The 16489-nt window shown below is 60.4% G+C and carries 14 protein-coding genes and 1 pseudogene; 9 read left to right on the top strand and 6 right to left on the bottom strand.

Features of this window, described 5'->3' with window-relative positions; all coding sequences use genetic code 11:
* Nucleotides 1-54 precede the first annotated feature (54 nt).
* The 4 genes from AABM56_RS07745 to AABM56_RS07730 are packed head-to-tail and all read left to right on the top strand — an operon-like array spanning nucleotide 55 to nucleotide 4096.
* Entirely contained in the window at nucleotides 55-1467 is a 1413-nt protein-coding gene (locus AABM56_RS07745; RefSeq protein ID WP_347883973.1) for a sodium:solute symporter family protein, read from the top strand.
* A complete protein-coding gene (locus AABM56_RS07740; protein ID WP_347883972.1) occupies nucleotides 1454-2584 on the top strand; it encodes an exo-alpha-sialidase in 1131 nt (376 codons plus the stop codon). Before AABM56_RS07745 ends, AABM56_RS07740 begins: the two co-directional genes overlap by 14 nt.
* 11 nt (nucleotides 2585-2595) lie before the next feature.
* The gene (locus tag AABM56_RS07735) at nucleotides 2596-3279 is read left to right on the top strand and encodes an SDR family oxidoreductase (protein ID WP_347883971.1); all 684 of its coding nucleotides are present in this window, start codon (nucleotides 2596-2598) and stop codon (nucleotides 3277-3279) included.
* Between the two features lie 55 nt (nucleotides 3280-3334).
* Nucleotides 3335-4096, top strand: coding sequence for a DeoR/GlpR family DNA-binding transcription regulator (locus AABM56_RS07730; RefSeq protein WP_042135751.1), 762 nt, complete (start codon nucleotides 3335-3337; stop codon nucleotides 4094-4096).
* Between the two features lie 290 nt (nucleotides 4097-4386).
* Here AABM56_RS07730 and AABM56_RS07725 read toward each other — a convergent pair whose 3' ends face one another.
* Nucleotides 4387-5715, bottom strand: a complete 1329-nt coding sequence (locus AABM56_RS07725) for an APC family permease (protein WP_347883970.1) — start codon at nucleotides 5713-5715, stop codon at nucleotides 4387-4389.
* Between the two features lie 107 nt (nucleotides 5716-5822).
* Nucleotides 5823-6638, bottom strand: a complete 816-nt coding sequence (locus AABM56_RS07720; protein ID WP_347883969.1) for a carbon-nitrogen hydrolase family protein — start codon at nucleotides 6636-6638, stop codon at nucleotides 5823-5825.
* Nucleotides 6639-6777: 139 nt separating this feature from the next.
* On the opposite strand from AABM56_RS07720, the gene AABM56_RS07715 reads away from it, so the two are divergent.
* Nucleotides 6778-7560 carry a helix-turn-helix transcriptional regulator gene (locus AABM56_RS07715; protein ID WP_347883968.1) on the top strand — a complete coding sequence of 261 codons (783 nt, stop codon included), beginning with the start codon at nucleotides 6778-6780 and terminating at the stop codon, nucleotides 7558-7560.
* A 142-nt stretch (nucleotides 7561-7702) separates the two neighbouring features.
* Here the strand turns inward: AABM56_RS07715 and AABM56_RS07710 are convergent.
* Nucleotides 7703-8037: pseudogene (locus AABM56_RS07710) on the bottom strand (SDR family oxidoreductase); the annotation flags it as partial.
* 284 nt (nucleotides 8038-8321) lie between these two features.
* Between AABM56_RS07710 and AABM56_RS07705 the strand changes: the two are divergent.
* Complete coding sequence (locus AABM56_RS07705; RefSeq protein ID WP_156045015.1) at nucleotides 8322-8657, top strand: hypothetical protein; 336 nt, start codon at nucleotides 8322-8324, stop codon at nucleotides 8655-8657.
* 329 nt (nucleotides 8658-8986) lie between these two features.
* On the opposite strand, the gene AABM56_RS07700 is transcribed toward AABM56_RS07705, so the two are convergent.
* Nucleotides 8987-9334: a helix-turn-helix domain-containing protein gene (locus tag AABM56_RS07700; RefSeq protein ID WP_007159148.1), complete on the bottom strand. Its 348-nt coding sequence runs from the start codon at nucleotides 9332-9334 to the stop codon at nucleotides 8987-8989.
* A gap of 319 nt (nucleotides 9335-9653) precedes the next feature.
* On the opposite strand from AABM56_RS07700, the gene AABM56_RS07695 reads away from it, so the two are divergent.
* Entirely contained in the window at nucleotides 9654-9929 is a 276-nt protein-coding gene (locus tag AABM56_RS07695) for a hypothetical protein (RefSeq protein WP_347883967.1), read from the top strand.
* Between the two features lie 47 nt (nucleotides 9930-9976).
* Here AABM56_RS07695 and AABM56_RS07690 read toward each other — a convergent pair whose 3' ends face one another.
* Nucleotides 9977-11089, bottom strand: coding sequence for an STY4528 family pathogenicity island replication protein (locus tag AABM56_RS07690; protein WP_347883966.1), 1113 nt, complete (start codon nucleotides 11087-11089; stop codon nucleotides 9977-9979).
* A 675-nt stretch (nucleotides 11090-11764) separates the two neighbouring features.
* Between AABM56_RS07690 and AABM56_RS07685 the strand changes: the two genes are divergently transcribed.
* Entirely contained in the window at nucleotides 11765-12052 is a 288-nt protein-coding gene (locus AABM56_RS07685) for a hypothetical protein (protein ID WP_285387328.1), read from the top strand.
* A gap of 227 nt (nucleotides 12053-12279) precedes the next feature.
* On the opposite strand, the gene AABM56_RS07680 is transcribed toward AABM56_RS07685, so the two are convergent.
* Nucleotides 12280-13953 carry a DUF262 domain-containing HNH endonuclease family protein gene (locus AABM56_RS07680; protein WP_285387330.1) on the bottom strand — a complete coding sequence of 558 codons (1674 nt, stop codon included), beginning with the start codon at nucleotides 13951-13953 and terminating at the stop codon, nucleotides 12280-12282.
* Nucleotides 13954-16165: 2212 nt separating this feature from the next.
* On the opposite strand from AABM56_RS07680, the gene AABM56_RS07675 reads away from it, so the two are divergent.
* Complete coding sequence (locus AABM56_RS07675) at nucleotides 16166-16453, top strand: hypothetical protein (RefSeq protein ID WP_347883965.1); 288 nt, start codon at nucleotides 16166-16168, stop codon at nucleotides 16451-16453.
* Nucleotides 16454-16489 lie beyond the last annotated feature (36 nt).

Raw genomic sequence — 16489 nt, 5'->3', positions numbered from 1 at the left:
GCCTGCCGGCGCCCTGTGAAAAAGCTCGTACAACAACAACACGGAGCGATTTCCATGCAGACGTTCGACGTGCAAAGCACCGCCATCATCATCGGGATGGTGGTGGTCTACATTCTCTTCACCACCTGGCTCAGCATCCGCCTGCGCAGCCGCACCAGCGGCGAATTCATGGTGGCCGCGCGCAGCATGCCGGCCTTCGTGGTGGGCATCCTGATGATGTCGGAATTCATCGGCGCCAAGTCCACGGTGGGCACCGCCCAGGCCGCCTTCGAGAGTGGTTTCGCCGCCTCCTGGTCGGTGATCGCCGCGGCCATCGGCTTTCCACTGTTCGGCCTGCTGATGGCGCGCAAGCTCTACGCCTCCGGCGAATTCACCATCTCCGGTTTCATCGCCCAGAAGTACGGCCTGTCCACCAAACTGATGGTGTCGATCATCATGATCTACGCCCTCCTGCTAGTGAACGTGGGCAACTACGTCAGCGGCGCCGCGGCCATCGCCACGGTACTCAAGATCAACCTGCCCACCGCGGCCTTCATCACCGCCATCGTCAGTACCCTGTACTACGCGTTCGGCGGGCTGAAGAGCGTGGCCTACGTCAGCATCCTGCATACCGCGGTCAAGTACGTGGGCGTGCTCATCGTCACGGGCGTGGCCCTGCACATGACCGGCGGCTTCACCCCGGTCATGCAGAACATGCCAGAGCACTACTTCACCTGGGACGGCGCCATCGGCGGCAGCAAGATCTTCGCCTGGATCATCGGTACCGTCGGCGCGATCTTCTCCACCCAATTCATCATCCAGGCGATCTCCTCGACCAGGAATGCCCGCGCCGCGCAACGCTCCACCTTCCATGCCTCGCTGCTGTGCATTCCCATCTCCCTGGCGCTGGGCTTCATCGGGGTCGCGTCCAAGTACCTGCATCCGGAAATGAGCAGTCTCTACGCCCTGCCGGTCTTCCTGCAGTCGATGCACCCGGTGCTGGCCGGCGTGGTGACCATTTCCCTGGTCGCCTCCATCTTCGTCAGCGTCAGCACCGTGGCCCTGGCCATCGCCTCGCTGGTGGTCCGCGACTTCTACGTGCCACTGCGCAAGCCGACGCCCGAGCGTGAATTCAAGGCCACCCGGGTGATCTCCCTGATCATCGGCTTCGTGCCGCTGTTCTTCGTGTTCTTCGTGCCCGAGATCCTCAACCTGTCGTTCTTTACCCGGGCGCTGCGCCTGTCCATCGCGGTGATCGCCATGATCGCCATCTACCTGCCACTGTTCGCCACCAACCGCGGTGCGACCCTGGGCCTGCTGGCCTCGACCATCACCACCAGCGTCTGGTATCTGCTGGGCAATCCCTATGGCATCGACAACATGTACGTTGCCCTGGCGACGCCCGCCATCGTCGTGGTCATCGAACGTCTCTTCCCCCAATCTGCCGCCAAAGCCGCCCCTGCCGAGGTCCCCCATGTCCACCACTGAAATCGCCATCGCCGGTCGCCAGGACAGCTTCCTGCCGACGCCCTATCCGCAGAACCACGCTGCCAACCTGCTGGCCCAGCCTGACGGCACCCTGCTGTGCACCTGGTTCGCCGGCACCCAGGAAGGCAAGGCCGACATCTCGGTGCTGCTGAGCCGCCGCGATCAATCTAGCGGGACCTGGAGTGATCCCGTGCAACTGTCGGACGACCCGACCCGCTCCGAGCAGAATCCCATCCTGTTCCAGGCGCCGAACGGTCCGCTGTGGCTGCTGTGGACGGCCCAAGTCGCCGGCAACCAGGACACCGCCATCGTCCGGCGTCGGCTGTCCACCGATGGCGGCCACAGCTGGGGCGCCATCGAGACGCTGATCGACACCCCCGGAACCTTTGTCCGCCAGCCGCCGGTGGTGCTGGCCAACGGCGACTGGCTGCTGCCGATCTTCCACTGCATAGCCCGCTCCGGCGAGAAGTGGGTGGGCAGCCATGACACCAGCGCCGTGCTGATTTCAGGCGATCAGGGCCGCAGCTGGACCGAACATGCGGTACCCGAGAGCACCGGCTGCGTGCACATGAATATCCAGCGGCTAGGGGACGGCAGCCTGCTGTCGCTGTTCCGCAGTCGCTGGGCCGACTTCATCCATGCCAGCCGCTCCCAGGACGGCGGTCGCAGCTGGAGCGCCCCCACACCGACGGCCCTGCCCAACAACAACTCCTCGATCCAGTTTATCCGCCTCGCCAGCGGCGAACTGGTGGTGGCATACAACCCCACCAGCGCCGCCGACTACAGCGAGCGCCGCGCCTCGCTCTACGACGAGATCGACGATGGCGACAGCCGCGTCGATCCGGTGGCGAAGGACGGTGAACGCAGCGCTGTCTGGGGCGTGCCGCGCGGCCCCATGAGTCTGGCCGTGTCCACGGACGAGGGTCAGAGCTGGCGGCGTCTGGACGTCGAGGCCGGCGATGGCTACTGCCTGACCAACAACTCCACCGAGAAGCTCAATCGCGAGTACTCCTATCCGAGCCTGGTGCAGGCGGCCGACGGGGATGTGCACCTGGCCTTCACCTACTTCCGCCAACGCATCAAGCACGTCCGCCTACCACTGGCGGCGCTGCGTTAGAGGAGACGGCGATGACGACTCAGCCTCATGCCCTGGTGACCGGCGTCAGCTCCGGCATCGGCGCCGCCATCGGCGAGCGCCTGCTCGCCGATGGCTGGCGGGTGACGGGACTCAGCCGCCGCCCGCCGGAACAGCCCCATCCGGCGCTGACCTGGATCGGCGTCGACCTGGCCGATGACCAGACGCTGGATGCCGTGCTGGCCGACATCGGCCCGCTGGACGCCATCGTCCATGCGGCGGGCTTCATGCGTACCGCGCCGCTGGGCGCGCTGGACCCGGCCGACGGCGCCGCCATGTGGCACCTGCACGTCGCCGTGGCCAGCCGGCTGGTGGATCGCCTGATCGAGCGCCTCGCCGCAGGCGGTCGCATCGTGCTGATCGGCAGCCGCACCATGCAGGGCGCGGCCGGACGCAGCCAGTACGCCGCCACCAAGGCAGCGCTGGTGGGCCTGGTGCGCTCCTGGGCGCTGGAGCTGGCCTCGCGTGGCATCACCGTGAACCTGGTGGCGCCTGGGGCGACCGAGACGCCCATGCTGCGTGATCCAGGTCGCGCCGGCACGCCGCCGCGGCTGCCCCCGCTGGGCCGCTACGTACAGCCTGAAGAGGTTGCAGGCCTGACCGCCTTTTTGCTCGGTCCGGATGCCGGCGCCCTCACGGGTCAGACGCTGACCGTCTGCGGTGGCGCCTCGCTGTGATGTGGGGGAAGCGTGACTGCGCTAGAGTAGCGCGGTCTCTCCCGATGGATTCCCCATGAAGGTCGCCAAACGTCGCCAGGCCATCCTCGAACTGGTTCTCGCCGGTCACACCAACGTCGAAACCCTCTGCCGGCATCTGGGAGTGTCGGAAGCCACGGTCCGCCGCGACCTGACCGCCCTCGCGGAAGAAGGCCAGATCCTGCGGACCTATGGCGGCGCGACTCACATCGGCACCCGTGAGCCTGAACCGTCCCTGGAGCAACGCAGCAACCAGTCCGGTCCGGAAAAGGCTCTGCTTGCCCGCGCCGCCCTCGCCCATATCAACGACCACGACACCCTGGTGCTGGACGGCGGCACCACCACCGCCGCCCTCGCCAAGCTGCTCAACGAAAGACGTGGTCTGCACGTCATCACCAACAACCTGCTGGCGGTGCCGCTGCTGCGCGATCTCCCGGAAGGGCACGTCACCCTGCTCGGCGGCGACCTGCGCCCCGGCAGCATGTCCACCTTCGGCCCGGCGGCCTTCACCATGCTGGAGCGGCTCTCGGCCGACAAGGTCTTTCTCAGCGCCGATGGCGTGGTGGCCGGCCGTGGCCTCTGCGAGGCCAGTACCGAGCAGGCGTACCTCAAGGAGCTGATGATCCAGCAGGCCGCCGAGGTCTTCGTGCTCGCCGACTCGACCAAGCTGGGGCGTGATCGCCAGCAACACTGGACGCCGCTCAAGACGGACTGGACCTTGATTACCGATGCCACGGCGACAGAGGTCCTGACCCCGTTTAGGCAGCAGGGCCTGGTTCGCGTCGAAGTGGTGTCCTGAGTGCTAACGCGCTGATCTATGTAGGGCCTTGGCGTCAGGGTCAGCCTTATAGGCGGTAGGCGGCTTGCGATCCACGCGCCAGTTTCAGTCCAGACGTGCTCTGAGTGCCATCCCTAAACCGCGTCGCCGGCGCCTGACGGCAACCGCCAACGCTTGGGCTGAGTGCATAAGGGCTACCCGCAGCCGATACGGCAATGGTTCGGTATGTGGCCATCCGGCGAAGCAGACGTACTCACACGCCTTCGCCGGCTTGGTTGGGTACCTACCCTGCGCAGTGGAAAGCGCGCTACTTACCCTTGCTCAGCTTCGAAGCTAAGGGCGGGCGGCCGGCTACGAAAACCTCCCGTCAGCCAAGCCAGATAGAGTCCACCGAGCATCAGCCAGCTGCAGCCAAGCATGATCGCCAAGCGGTCGAGGCTGATCATCAGCCAGAGCGTCGCCAACAGACCAATAAGCGGACACAGCAGGTAGAGCACCAGTTGTAGGGGGCCACGCTTTTGGGGCTGACGCGCGAAGTGAACGATCACCGAGAGGTTCACCAGGCTGAACGCCAGAAAGGCGCCGAAGTTGATGAATGAGGTCGAGGTGGTGACATCGAGCCTCAGGGCCAGCAGCGCCACTACAGCGCAGATCAGGATAGCGCCTACCGGCGTACCGAAGCGCGGGCTCAGGGTGCCCAGCAGTGCACGGGGCAGCACGCCATCGCGGCCCATGGCGAACATCAGGCGCGAGGCGCTGGCCTGCGCCGACAAGCCCGAGGTGAACTGGCCCACGATCAACCCGATCAGGAAGACCGACACAAACAGATCACCACCGATATTGCGGGCGATCTCGTAAGCGGCCGCATCGCTGCTTTCAAATTGGGTGGACGGATGGGCCAGCTGAACGAAATACGCCGTGACCACGAAGATTAGTCCACCAATCAGGGTGATCAGCAGGATCGCCCGAGGAATGGTGCGCTGAGGGTCGCGGGTTTCCTCAGTCAGGGTGCTGACCGCATCAAAGCCCAGGAAGGAGTAGCAGGCTACCGCCGCGCCGGCCATCACCAGGGACAGGTTTACGCCCTCGCCCAGGAATGGCTGCAACGACAACAGCGGCTTGCTGGCGTCGCCCAGCACGTAATGCACGCATAGCGCGACGAAGGTCAGCAGCACCAGAAACTGCACCACCATCAGTACGCTGTTGATGCCCTTGGCCAGGTGCAGGCCCACGATGTTGATCACGCTGGTGACCAGGATGAACGTCAGTACCCAAAGCGCCTGGGGCAGCTGCGGGAACGCCGAATGAAGGTAGGCCGCGCCGATCAGCCAGATCGCCATCGGCAGGAAGAGGTAGTCCAGCAACACCGACCAGCCGGCGATGAATCCGAGGTGATCGCTGATGCTGTGGCGCACATAGCTGTAGGCCGATCCCGCTACCGGAAACAGCTTGGCCATGCGCGCATAGCTTAGCGCAGTGAAGAACATCGCCACTGCAGCGGCCAGGTAGGCCGCCGATACGGCGCCGTGGGTGATCTCAGCAAGGATGCCGAAGGTGCCGAGCACGATAATCGGCGTCATGTAGGCGATGCCGAACAGCACCACCGCGCCTAGAGACAAGGATCGTTGCAGACGAGCCATTACTTGTTACTCCCATTTTATATATTGTTATGGCAGGACCGAAGTCGGCAAAAGCGCGCGGCAATGCCGCAACGGGCGCGTCTGTGGCGCCCTTCAGAAGGGAAATGTCAGGGGATCAGTAGCTCACGCACGCCATTGGCATGGTCGATACGCGTACCTGGCAGCGTCATGCGGCGCTCTTCCAGATAGCGGTAGTCGCGGCGGGCTTCAGCTAGGCGATGAAAGTCCAAGGTAATGGACTGCGCGCAGGGCTCTCGACCGGCCTCCAGCAGCAGGCTGCCGTTGGGGTCGACCACCGCACTGCCGCCCGCGAATACCAGGCCGTCATCGCCTACGCCGACCCGGTTGGTCATGACCGCGTAGGCCTGGTTTTCCATCGCCCGCGCGGTGATCGCGGTTCGGTGTGTCGGCCCGTAGGGGTCCATGTTGCCGTTAGTGACGATCAGCAGCTCTGCGCCAAGCTCGCCCAGGGCACGTGCGCTCTCCGGAAACTCGATGTCGAAGCACACCAGCAAGCCGACCCGTACGCCGTCCAGCAGCGCGGTGGCGTAGCGATCGCCCGGCGCGAACACGCCGCGATCCGACGCCCACAGGTGCGTCTTGCGGTAGGTCAGCATAATGTCCTGCCCGTCCATCAACACAGTAGTGTTATAGAACGTGCCGCCGTCGTCTTCGGCAAAACCGATGGCAACAGCCAGCCCGCGCGCAGCCGCTGCCTTGCCGATGGCGGTCAGGCTCGGGCCATTCAAAGGCTCAGCCAGGGCCGCAACGTTTTCTGGCGTCGGAAAGCCCGTCAGGTAGGTCTCTGGGAACACCAGCAGGCGAGTGCCCGTCCTGCACGCCGCGATAGCCTGCAGGGCCTGGGCGAGATTATGGGCCGTATCACCATCACGACCGGTGAGCTGAGCGAGTTCAACTTGCATGACGGGGCTCCGTTCTAGGTGTTGCATCAGGTGGGGGGCATACACAGAATGCGGACACCCCTCCGTCCGGAGTCGAGTATGGAGGCGGAGCCACACAGGCGAAATTACGCACGCGGGGTAACCCCATAGGGGTAGACAGATGACCATGACCTTGCACGACATCGCCTTCCATCAGACCGTGGCCGAACTCATCGAAGCGCTCGAACGCCCGCATTTTTGGCGTGCCATGACCCGCGCGCTGGCGCAGTACGTACATCACGACAGTTGGGTGGCCCTGGTCTTTAGCGAAGGACGCCCGCAGGTGTTGGCCGAAAGTCCCGGCGACGACGGTGCACCGGACCGGCTCTTTCAGGACTACCTGCACGGCCTGTACCTGCTCGATCCGTTCTACATCGCCAGTCGAGAGAGCCAGCGGGAAGGTCTCGTGCGCTTGAGCGAAATTGCCCCGGACTGTTTCGAGCAAACGGACTACTACCAGCGCTATTTCAGCCTCAACGTGGTCGCTGACGAGGTGCAGTTCAATGTCGCCCTCCCCGGTGCTAGAACGCTGTGTCTGTCACTGGGTTCACGGCAACACTTCCAACCTGACCAGATAGCCCTGCTCTCTCTGGTAGCGCCCTGGGTTACGGCACTGGTGCGTCAGCGCCTGAACCACGAGCCGGAACCCAGTGAGCCGACGGCCGCCCCGCCTTGGCAGGAGCGCCTTGAACGGATGGCACGCCAGGTGGAAACAGCGCTGACCGGCCGCGAGCTGGAAGTGGCGCGCCTGGTCCTCAGCGGGTACTCCAGCAAAGAGGTGGCGCGCAAATTAGCCATTTCGGCTGAGACCGTGAAAGTGCACCGCAAGCACGTCTACAGCAAGCTGGGTATCAAATCGCAGTCGGAGCTTTTCGCGGTGTTCCTGCAGGCTCAGCGCGAATGACGCCACAGATTTGCACTGCGCAGTGCAATGAAGAAGGCAACCTGGGTCAGCATACTCCTGAGGGACCTCCTGTCTGCGTGATGGTTGATCAACCGGCGGTGACATTCATGCCGCCATCGGCCATGACCATCGAGTCGACCATTCAGCTTGCGCGGTCCGAGGTGAGCAAGGCGACAATCTCGGCAATTTCCTCCAGCTGCCCAGCACGGCCAATGGGCGCGGTTTCGCCGTGCCGGGCAAGAAAACCCGGGCCGTCGCCGACCACGCCATTAAGGATGTTGGTGACGACGTCGCCAACGACGAACGCGTTGACGCGGATGCCGTGCGCGATGGCTTCGAGCGCGAGCGTGCCGGTTAGTTGGGCTAGTACGCCCCTTAGGCGCCGAGGGTGGGAAACGCACAGCCGGACGCGTATGAGGCCATGGTGACGATAGCTCCGGATTCGTTGGGCATCATTGTCTTGACGGCCTCGCGACACCAGCATTGATTCAGAGGGATCATAGCGAGGAAAGCCGGGAAGACGACTAGGTTTGCAAAGGTTTAGACCGACCCGTAGTCGTTCGGTCGGGACCTAAATCAGCCACAGCCGCCAAGGCCTGCGTTCTTTGACTGACGACCGTGTCTGAGGGCCGCCCGATGTGGGAACGCGGCGCGAGTAGGTGGCGCGCCGCGCATGCTCGCCGTGGGCTGGGCGCTGCCGGCCATCGTAAAAGGTGGCATAGCCCCCACGTATTTTTCCACCAATTAAAGATGGGTACTGTATGTCCAATAGACAGGAGCCGCCATTAGGGCTATCTGCGGGCGATTTCGATGAAGACCCTAGAGATCCGCGGCTCGAGCTGTCGCCTGCTGATATCGCGGCCGAAGTGGAGCAAATTGCTCGGTACCAGGCTGAGCTGACACTGGAGAAGACTCTGCTGGAGATCGACAAGCTCAACATCGAACTCACAGAGCTACGCGTCGACTCATTTCGAAAATGGGCCACGCTTGCAGCAGTAATCACCGGTATTATGATCACGCTTATATCGGCCTTGAATAAGGCCCCGGAGGCGCCGCCCTCCAAAGGAGTAGCGCATGAACGCACAAGCCATAAATGAGTCGAGACGCCGTAGGGTCGAAGCCACACGCGCTGAGGTTGACGCGGTCCTTGAGAAGTCTGCCAGGTACCGTAAGCGTCAGGCCAATCCTCTGTGGATAGCGGTGCCCGTACTCACCGGCGTGGCCTTTACTGCTGGCGTAGCTTATCTCGCCCACCTGCTCGTGTAACTCTGTCGCCGGTGAAGGAGCCCTCTCGCGAGGGCTTTTTTGTGCCCGCTATTCCTTCAAGCGCACAGACGCCAGGTCCCGTGGAGGAGCCGGCGCTGCTCCTTCCCAAGCATCTGCTTGAGAACCTAAGGTGCGGGAATCAAGCACCCTAGTCGCTCGCTCAACCGCGTCCCAGTCGCTGAATCAGACTTTCAAGCAACTCCATGACCAGTTGGCGATCCTCGGCGCTGAGGGTAGCCAGGCGCGTTTCGAGATGTCGGGCCTGATCCTGAGGCCGGGCACTTGCCTCGGTCAGCAAGTCTGCTGCTTCACAGCCGAATACCTCCGCCAGAGACAATAAGCGCTCGATGTTAGGCATGACCAAACCGCGCTCGATGCGCGATACCGCCTCGTTACCTATCCCCAATCGTTCGGCGATCTGCTCTTGGGTGAACCCGCAGCGAATGCGCTGCCGAGCAATGGCTCGCCCCACCAGACCTGCCAATGCCGCCGTATCGTACTCAGCCATGACGCCCTCCCTTCAACCTCAATGGTCGAGCGACACCCTGTTGACATGAAGGACATTTAAGGTTGAATATCAACCTATAGGGTTGTATTGCTAAAGCTCGCCTAGCTGCTCATGGGCAGCTAGTGAGAGGGCCGGAATCCTCTTGGTCACCAGAGACATGGCTGGCTCGGCACCTTGGGCAATAGCACTTGTAAGGCTGCTGCTAACGCTGAGATACCTCCAAACTATCCAGTGCAAGCTGAAGTGCTGAGCGACCTGCCCGGACAGGATCGATTAATCGCCCCCAGACGGACGTTAGGAAAATCGAGGTATACGCATCATGACGCACACCAAGAACACGCGGATTTATCCGCTCCCGCAGAAAGGTATCGACGCCAGCTACTTCGCAAGCGACTTGTCGGACCTTTCAGATGACATCGAGCTGCGCTTTTCCGTACTGAAGGACCTGCTCGATCAGCTTGACGCGTGCACCTTGGAAACAGATTCGCTTCGCGCCACGATTATCAAAATGACCGCGCAAGATCTGTTGGATGAGATGGTCATCATCCATCGCCGCAGCAAAAGCATTACGAACGCCTCAGCACTGGGCCTATGAGCAGTCCAAGCCCGCAGCGTGGCTCAATCATTCATAAGTCACCACGACTAGCTTTCTTCGCTGAGCTGCTCGGACTGAGCTTTGATGTCGTCGAGCACGCGCGACACCCTGACAGGCATGTTGAGCATCCTGCGAAGCGTCGCAATGTGGTTTTCAGCGACTTGGGGCGTTGAGCGCTTTGCGGGGGCTACTCGATGTGCCGGGCGTGGACGATGGTCCATGCCCAGGTCTCTGTTCGCCACGGTCTGCACTGCCGGCCTGTCCCGCAATGCATAGGGCCGGAAACCTCCCGACTGCACACGTCTGATCAAGCCAAAGGCATAGGCCACTACGTTGCGTACCCCGCCGCTACGATGTCTGGCCTCAAGCTCTGCCAATACCTGCTGACGCTGCTCCAGGGTCAACTCATCAAGTGACGTCAGCAGCTCCTGCAACTGCTCCTCATCAATTCCCGCGAGACAGGATGGAAGCGGAGCACTGCCCTTCGTGTTTTCTAGCTCTGAAGGATACGTACGTACTTTATATGTCTTACTACCGTACGTACTGTATTGGCCAATTGGTTCGTCGTGGACTTCGTTGGTCTGTGACAGACCGGTATGGGCTATGCCAGACCCCACAGGCACTGCCTTAGAGATAGGACCCATAAAGTCACCTGGGCTCCGAGCGCCATTAGTCTCTGCATCGTCGCTGCGCTGCCTTTGTTCGAACGTCTGATTGAGATGCTGCGCAATCCGCTGGATCGGATGGCCTGTCTCGTGCAGGCAGGCTTGTAATAGACGGGCAAGCGTCTGGTCGGCAGTGCATGCCTGATCAAGCACTAAGGCACGCTCATGCACCCTGTAGCGCTCGCTCATCACCTTGCCCGTCATGGGGTCACGCTGCACACCGATCAGTGTGATCCAACCCGTCAGGCGCAGTACTTTCAGAACACGTCGCGCCGTCTCATAGCCCGCCCGCTGCCCTAACGGCGTGGTGGTGAGATAGCGTCTTAGCTGGCTCAGGCTCGTAAGCGAACTGAACCCATCCGGGCCGCTCAGCATGCGCAATACCTGCCAGCCGTTGCGCTCCAAGGGCGTCAGCCGCGGATCTACCAGCAGCGCGGTTGGAGTCGTGACCCAGTCAGTCGACGCGTAGCGCTCGTGTGCGGAATATCTTGCCATTTCCTCTCCCCTACCAAGGCCTTTCGGCTGTCAGGCGAGTCTCTTTGGCACCAGCTGGTCTGTCCCGGATAAATCCGATTTAGCCCATTACCGTATTTCTGTTGCATACCAAGTGGTCTGCCGCAGACCAAAAACCGATGAGTCAGAGGTGGGGAGAGCCCCCTAGCTTAACGGCGGAGAAAGTCTAGGACTGTCTGGCAAGGCAGGGATTGGAACCGGTCTGGATGGCCTGACCACCAAACGGTCTCCACCCTGCTGCATGTCGCTCGTGATTAACCAACTGCGATCACTGCTGGGTAGAGCCAGGGACGCTTGTCACCGGTTGCGGTCATGATTTGAGCGCGGTAGATTTGGCTGGTCATGGTCAATCCCATGACTAGGTGTAGCAACCTAAAGCGTTCGAGGCGCGGTAGCGCCATAGTCAGGGAGTCGTACGTGCGCGTATTGGCTTCATGATTCTATGGCGGGCCGTGTAGGGCAGGCTTTTGCCTGGCCGGTTCCCTCGGACGCCGGTTTGCTACCCCTGCACGGTCCGCCTCCCTTACCGTGTAGCAACGGCGGGTGGCGGCTCCTTAATCGTCTGAGGAGCAGTTAAAATGCCTATATCTCCTTTCAAGCCCGAGCTCCGCCTCGGCGCTACTTGCATGCCATATACCTCTACAAAGGAGGTGTGCCATGGCTGAGAAGAAGCCCTCTGTTGTCCCCTTCCCCAGCAAGCCAATCGCGCTTAACCAAATGGATCTTTCCACTCGGTCTATCGAAGCCGATGCGGATCTTCGTGCCTCGATGCTAAGTGACCTGCTAGTTCAGCTGGCAGAGCGCGACTCCGGTCACTCTGACGAGCTGCGGCTAAAGGTTGCCTGCAACATCGCTCAGGAATTGCTAGACGAGATGGTCACGCTATATCGCCGGGCAATCTCTAGTTCCCGGTGCGCCAACGCTCAAGCGACTACCGTCGATTAGAAGCAGTGGCTGGGATGGTCTAGCAACCATCCCAGCCTTAAAAGCCTCACGCCTCCAGCTTTAAGACGTCTGACACCCAGCACCCGCTTCAAAAACATGCGCAGGTCTGTAGCCACATAGGCTGTATCTCTCGCGCAACACCTTTCGGGCTCGTTCCAGGTGTAAAGAAAGTCTCCTGACAAAGGCCCTATGCCGCACGTGTCCATACCCCACCAGATCGAAGCCGCTTAGACCAGCTTCCAGCTCTGCTGTAGCACCTTCAGTAACGTTTCTTGCCGCTGCGCCACTACCTCTGGTGTCCAGCTTTCCGCATGCAGCACCTGACTAGTCAGCGCATAGGTAGTGACACCACTACTGCCGGCAAAGTACGCCGATTTCTTGCGGTCGAAGTCATAGTTCAGCGCTCGTGAATTACGCGCCCGCGTCAACGGCACAAGGTTGGCAAGGCGATGCAGCCAGCGCCCACGCTCTTCGGCATCCGGCCAGGTCACAGCCCAGTTGCCGCTAAGGTCGACGGTCTGTGGCAGCACATGCTCGATAGTCAGTACGTTCGGCGTGTAATTGGCCGCCATGGCAGACACGAAAGAATCTAGGCGAAGGATCAGATAGTTGCGCCGGCGAGCCGTCATTTCATAGACGTTGCCGTCCAGCACCCGCAGCATCTCGTCGCACTCGATCGGTGTCAGTTCGATACAGTCGAAGAGGATGTCTTTCTGAAGGTCATCCAGCACCTGCGCATAGCGCTCGATCCGCTGGTTCACGTTCTTAGCCGTAATGTGCAGATAGGCTGCCAGACGCTCCAGGCGGGTAACGAAATCCAGTACCACTGCCGCATCACCACCATGTCGGGCTAGGAAGGCGATCGCCACGGGCAGCCAGTCGGAGTTGTCGATTCGGTTCAACCAGGTAAACAGCTCGTTGATCTTGTCGGCAGCAGCGGAAGAGACATATTGCGAGTTCTTCGCGATCAGATACGCCTCGGCGAAGGGGGCCACCACCTCCTCTACGAGCGCTACGGATGAAATTACATGGCTCAGCACATGCTCGCGGAACTCTTCCAGCAACATGCGTCGCGCTTTAAAGCGGGCGTAGATCATGCGGATATGCCCGAACAGTTCACTAAAACCATCCCGCCCAGTCGCGACCTCTAGGTCCTCCCAGCGGTCGTTGAAAGCCTCGCGCTTGGCCTCGGGCAACTTGCCGATCACCTCTGCCTTGATAATGTCCGTAGGTAGCAGATCAAGGCCGCGATTGTTTAGTACGGAAAACACCCGGAACGCCGACTGCTGGCTTGGAGTAGTCACAACTACCAAGAAGCAGCGCATTACCAAGAAGGAACCGAAAGCGATCAGACGAGATTCGTCACCCGCACACTTCGCTTCCAAGCGCTCCAGCAACAGTCGAGCGTTGCCTAGGATGTTGCGCTGCGATTCGTTGTCCAGTTGCGCCGGATCGAACTGTGCCAAATCATCGAACTTGAGCGCCTGCACATACCGAGCAAAGAATGCACGATCCCGCTCGCGCAGTGCCAGACGAGCTTTAGGCTCCAGCTGCCGCGCTACACTTCCCGGCTCGCGGATGAAGCCATTGAAGTCTGCACGGTTCTCTCCAGTCAGACGCGAGGTCAGCGTGGCCAGCAGGATGGTCAAGGTCGTAAGGCGCTGCTGCCCATCGATGACCTCAGCCAGCGGCTTACCCTCGTCCTTGATCAGTACGATGGAACCGAGGAAATAGCTATCCTCGGCTTCCTTCTCGAAGAAGTCGTACAGATCGTCGAACAGTTCACCGGCCTGATCGCGCGTCCAAGCATAGGGGCGCTGATACGGGGGGATCACATAGTCGAACTCGGAACTGAAAATTTTCGCCAACGGGTATTCGGCACCACTGATCTTCTTACTCATCTCAATTCGCTCACCTATAACGTCCCGCAACCAGCGGGAACCAAATCAGAAAAATTAAAAAATAGAGGAAGCTTGCGGTAGGGATACGTAGTGCAGAAGTGCTCTCGGCGCTCGTCTTGGCTAGCAAACCGGGCCGCTCAGCGAGGGCATTCATAAACAAATCGTTACCGTGATTACCAAGCCAAGCCCGTGCGGCAGCAACCATTGCACAGACCACGAGAGCAATCATGGTCGGCTCATCGCCGAAGTACGCGTATGAGCTTCAGCGACTCTAGTCAATATCCGATCAAGGCGAAATGCTGCGCCACCTGCCAGCCCAGCGAAAGCAGGGCAAGGCAGGCTACCGCAACAACCGCCAGGCGATTGCTGCTGGACTGACAAGGGATAGCCAGCCACGCAGGGGGGTGGTTGGGTGGTGCTGGTCGGTCGCGGGCGCTTTTCGCCGCCGCCACGTTCAGGTGGTGTTCGTTGATACAGGCACCTTCTTTTTCGCCGTATTGCACGCCCAGTGTGTACTAGTAGGGGCGCTGGACAGGTTGGTGCTGCGATCCTTTTCAGCTCGCTGTTAAGCTTGATCCTCCTGTTGTGACGCACGACTTTTCACGTCGGCCAAACGGCTTGACGAAATATTAGAATTTAAGCACTAACGGATCCGTTAAGGCGCAGCGCTCCATCAAAAGCCAACATCGGGATTTCTACTTCAACGCACACAGCTTATCGGCCGGATGGATGTGGTCTTTAGCCTAAACTCAGCTGTAAGCGGCCGGTAAGCCCAGCTGTCGAACCCTAGCGATAAGAGCACTGGTGAGCACCTGCTTTTAGCGGACGCAATCGCCCTGTCGCTAGGATTACCACGCACCAACGATATTTTTACGACGCGCTATAAACCCCAGGTCGTGCAGGAATGCCTGTAACTTGGAGCCTTAGTTTCAGTGCCGCCATCAGTCACGGAATTAACACCAACGTCATCCGCAAGTGGCTACCCATTTACCGCGATAAGGCTGTCGCGCCACTTACTGCATTTGCACTACTGCAAACCATGCCCAAACGGCACGCTGAAAAAGTGGTGGTTATCACACTGCTATTGGGTGATCAGACCCTCACTGTCAAATGATCTGTCTCCGACTCGGATGGCGACACACGCTTCATGCGTAGCTTTTCGCAACTACCCGTCTCGTGAAGGCACGTTTGATCAAACGCCAAGGCACGCTCATGCACCCTGTAGCACTCGCTCATCACCTTGCACATGGGATCACGCTGCGCACCGACGAGAATGATCCAACCCGTCAGGCGGAGCACTTTCAGAAAACGTCGTGCCGTCTCATAGCCCGCCCTCTGCCCTAACGGCGTGGTGGTGAGATAGCGTCAAAGCTGGCTCAGACTCGTAAGCGAACTCACACCGTCTGCATCACTGATGCATGCGCAAGACCTGCCACCCATTGCGCTCCAGCGGGGTCAGTCGCGGATCTATCAGCAACTTATTAGGCGTCGTGAATCATTCATTTGATGCGTAGCGCTCGTGCGCACATTAGCTTCCCATCTGCTCTCTCCCCCGACGAAAGCCTTTCAGCTGTCAGCGAGTCTCGGGGGACTGGGTTGGTCTGTCCCAGATAAATTCGATTTGGCCCGTTACCGTATTTCTGTTGCACACCAAATGGCCTGCTGTAAACCAAAAGCCGATGAGTCATAGGTGAAGAGAGTCGTCCTAGCTTCACGGCGGCGGAGGTCTGGGACTGTCTGCCAAGGCCTAGTGAGAAAGTGTCTGGATGGCCTGACCAACAAATGGTCTCCACCCTGCCACATGTCGCTCGTGATTAACGAGCCGCGATCATTGCTGGGTAGAACCGGGATGCTCGTGACCGGTTGCGGTCGCGATATGAGCGCGGTAGATTTGCCCGGTCATGGTCAATCCCATGACCGGGCGTGACAACCCGATGAACAAGGGCGCGGTAGCCTAATCGCCCACAGCCAATGCTAAGCATTCGGCTGCGTGCGTTTTATGGCGGGCCGTGCGGGGCAGGCTTCGGCCTGGCCGGTTCCCTTGGTTCCCGGTTGTCACCCCCGTACGGTCCGCCTCCATACCGCGTGACAACGGTGGTGGCGGCTCCTCACCCGAACCAAGGAGCAGCATGAATGCACCGTCTTTCTTTTAAGCCCGAGCTCCGCCTCGGCGCTATCGGCTCGCCATATACCTCTACAACGGAGGTGTGTCATGGCTGAGAAGAAGCCCTCTGTCGTCCCCTTCCCCAGCAAGCTAATCGCGCTTAACCAAATGGATCTTTCCACTCGGTCTATCGAAGCCGATGCAGATCTTCGTGCCTCGATGCTAGGTGACCTGCTAGTTCAGCTGGCAGAGCGCGACTCTGGTCATTCGGACGAGCTGCGGCTAAAGGTTGCCTGCAATATCGCTCAGGAATTGCTAGACGAGATGGTCACGTTATATCGCCGGGCGATCTCTAGTTCCCGGTGCGCCAACGCTCAAGCGATTATCGTCGATTAGAAGCGGTGGCTGGGATGGTCTATAGCAACCATCCCA

It is taken from the genome of Pseudomonas aestiva (assembly GCF_039908605.1).
GTDB classification, from domain to species: Bacteria; Pseudomonadota; Gammaproteobacteria; order Pseudomonadales; family Pseudomonadaceae; genus Chryseomonas; species Chryseomonas aestiva.
The sequence above is the reverse complement of the archived record's forward strand: the minus strand, read 5'-3'. Positions and strand labels throughout refer to the sequence as shown.

What these genes read in the sequence shown, in the direction of transcription:
- AABM56_RS07730 (WP_042135751.1), top strand. Translation starts at nt 3,335, where the DNA reads ATGAAGGTCGCCAAACGTCGCCAGGCCATCCTCGAACTGGTTCTCGCC.
- AABM56_RS07705 (WP_156045015.1), top strand. Translation starts at nt 8,322, where the DNA reads ATGTCCAATAGACAGGAGCCGCCATTAGGGCTATCTGCGGGCGATTTC.
- AABM56_RS07720 (WP_347883969.1), bottom strand. Translation starts at nt 6,638, where the DNA reads ATGCAAGTTGAACTCGCTCAGCTCACCGGTCGTGATGGTGATACGGCC.
- AABM56_RS07725 (WP_347883970.1), bottom strand. Translation starts at nt 5,715, where the DNA reads ATGGCTCGTCTGCAACGATCCTTGTCTCTAGGCGCGGTGGTGCTGTTC.
- AABM56_RS07715 (WP_347883968.1), top strand. Translation starts at nt 6,778, where the DNA reads ATGACCATGACCTTGCACGACATCGCCTTCCATCAGACCGTGGCCGAA.
- AABM56_RS07680 (WP_285387330.1), bottom strand. Translation starts at nt 13,953, where the DNA reads ATGAGTAAGAAGATCAGTGGTGCCGAATACCCGTTGGCGAAAATTTTC.
- AABM56_RS07685 (WP_285387328.1), top strand. Translation starts at nt 11,765, where the DNA reads ATGGCTGAGAAGAAGCCCTCTGTTGTCCCCTTCCCCAGCAAGCCAATC.
- AABM56_RS07695 (WP_347883967.1), top strand. Translation starts at nt 9,654, where the DNA reads ATGACGCACACCAAGAACACGCGGATTTATCCGCTCCCGCAGAAAGGT.
- AABM56_RS07740 (WP_347883972.1), top strand. Translation starts at nt 1,454, where the DNA reads ATGTCCACCACTGAAATCGCCATCGCCGGTCGCCAGGACAGCTTCCTG.
- AABM56_RS07745 (WP_347883973.1), top strand. Translation starts at nt 55, where the DNA reads ATGCAGACGTTCGACGTGCAAAGCACCGCCATCATCATCGGGATGGTG.
- AABM56_RS07735 (WP_347883971.1), top strand. Translation starts at nt 2,596, where the DNA reads ATGACGACTCAGCCTCATGCCCTGGTGACCGGCGTCAGCTCCGGCATC.
- AABM56_RS07700 (WP_007159148.1), bottom strand. Translation starts at nt 9,334, where the DNA reads ATGGCTGAGTACGATACGGCGGCATTGGCAGGTCTGGTGGGGCGAGCC.
- AABM56_RS07675 (WP_347883965.1), top strand. Translation starts at nt 16,166, where the DNA reads ATGGCTGAGAAGAAGCCCTCTGTCGTCCCCTTCCCCAGCAAGCTAATC.
- AABM56_RS07690 (WP_347883966.1), bottom strand. Translation starts at nt 11,089, where the DNA reads ATGGCAAGATATTCCGCACACGAGCGCTACGCGTCGACTGACTGGGTC.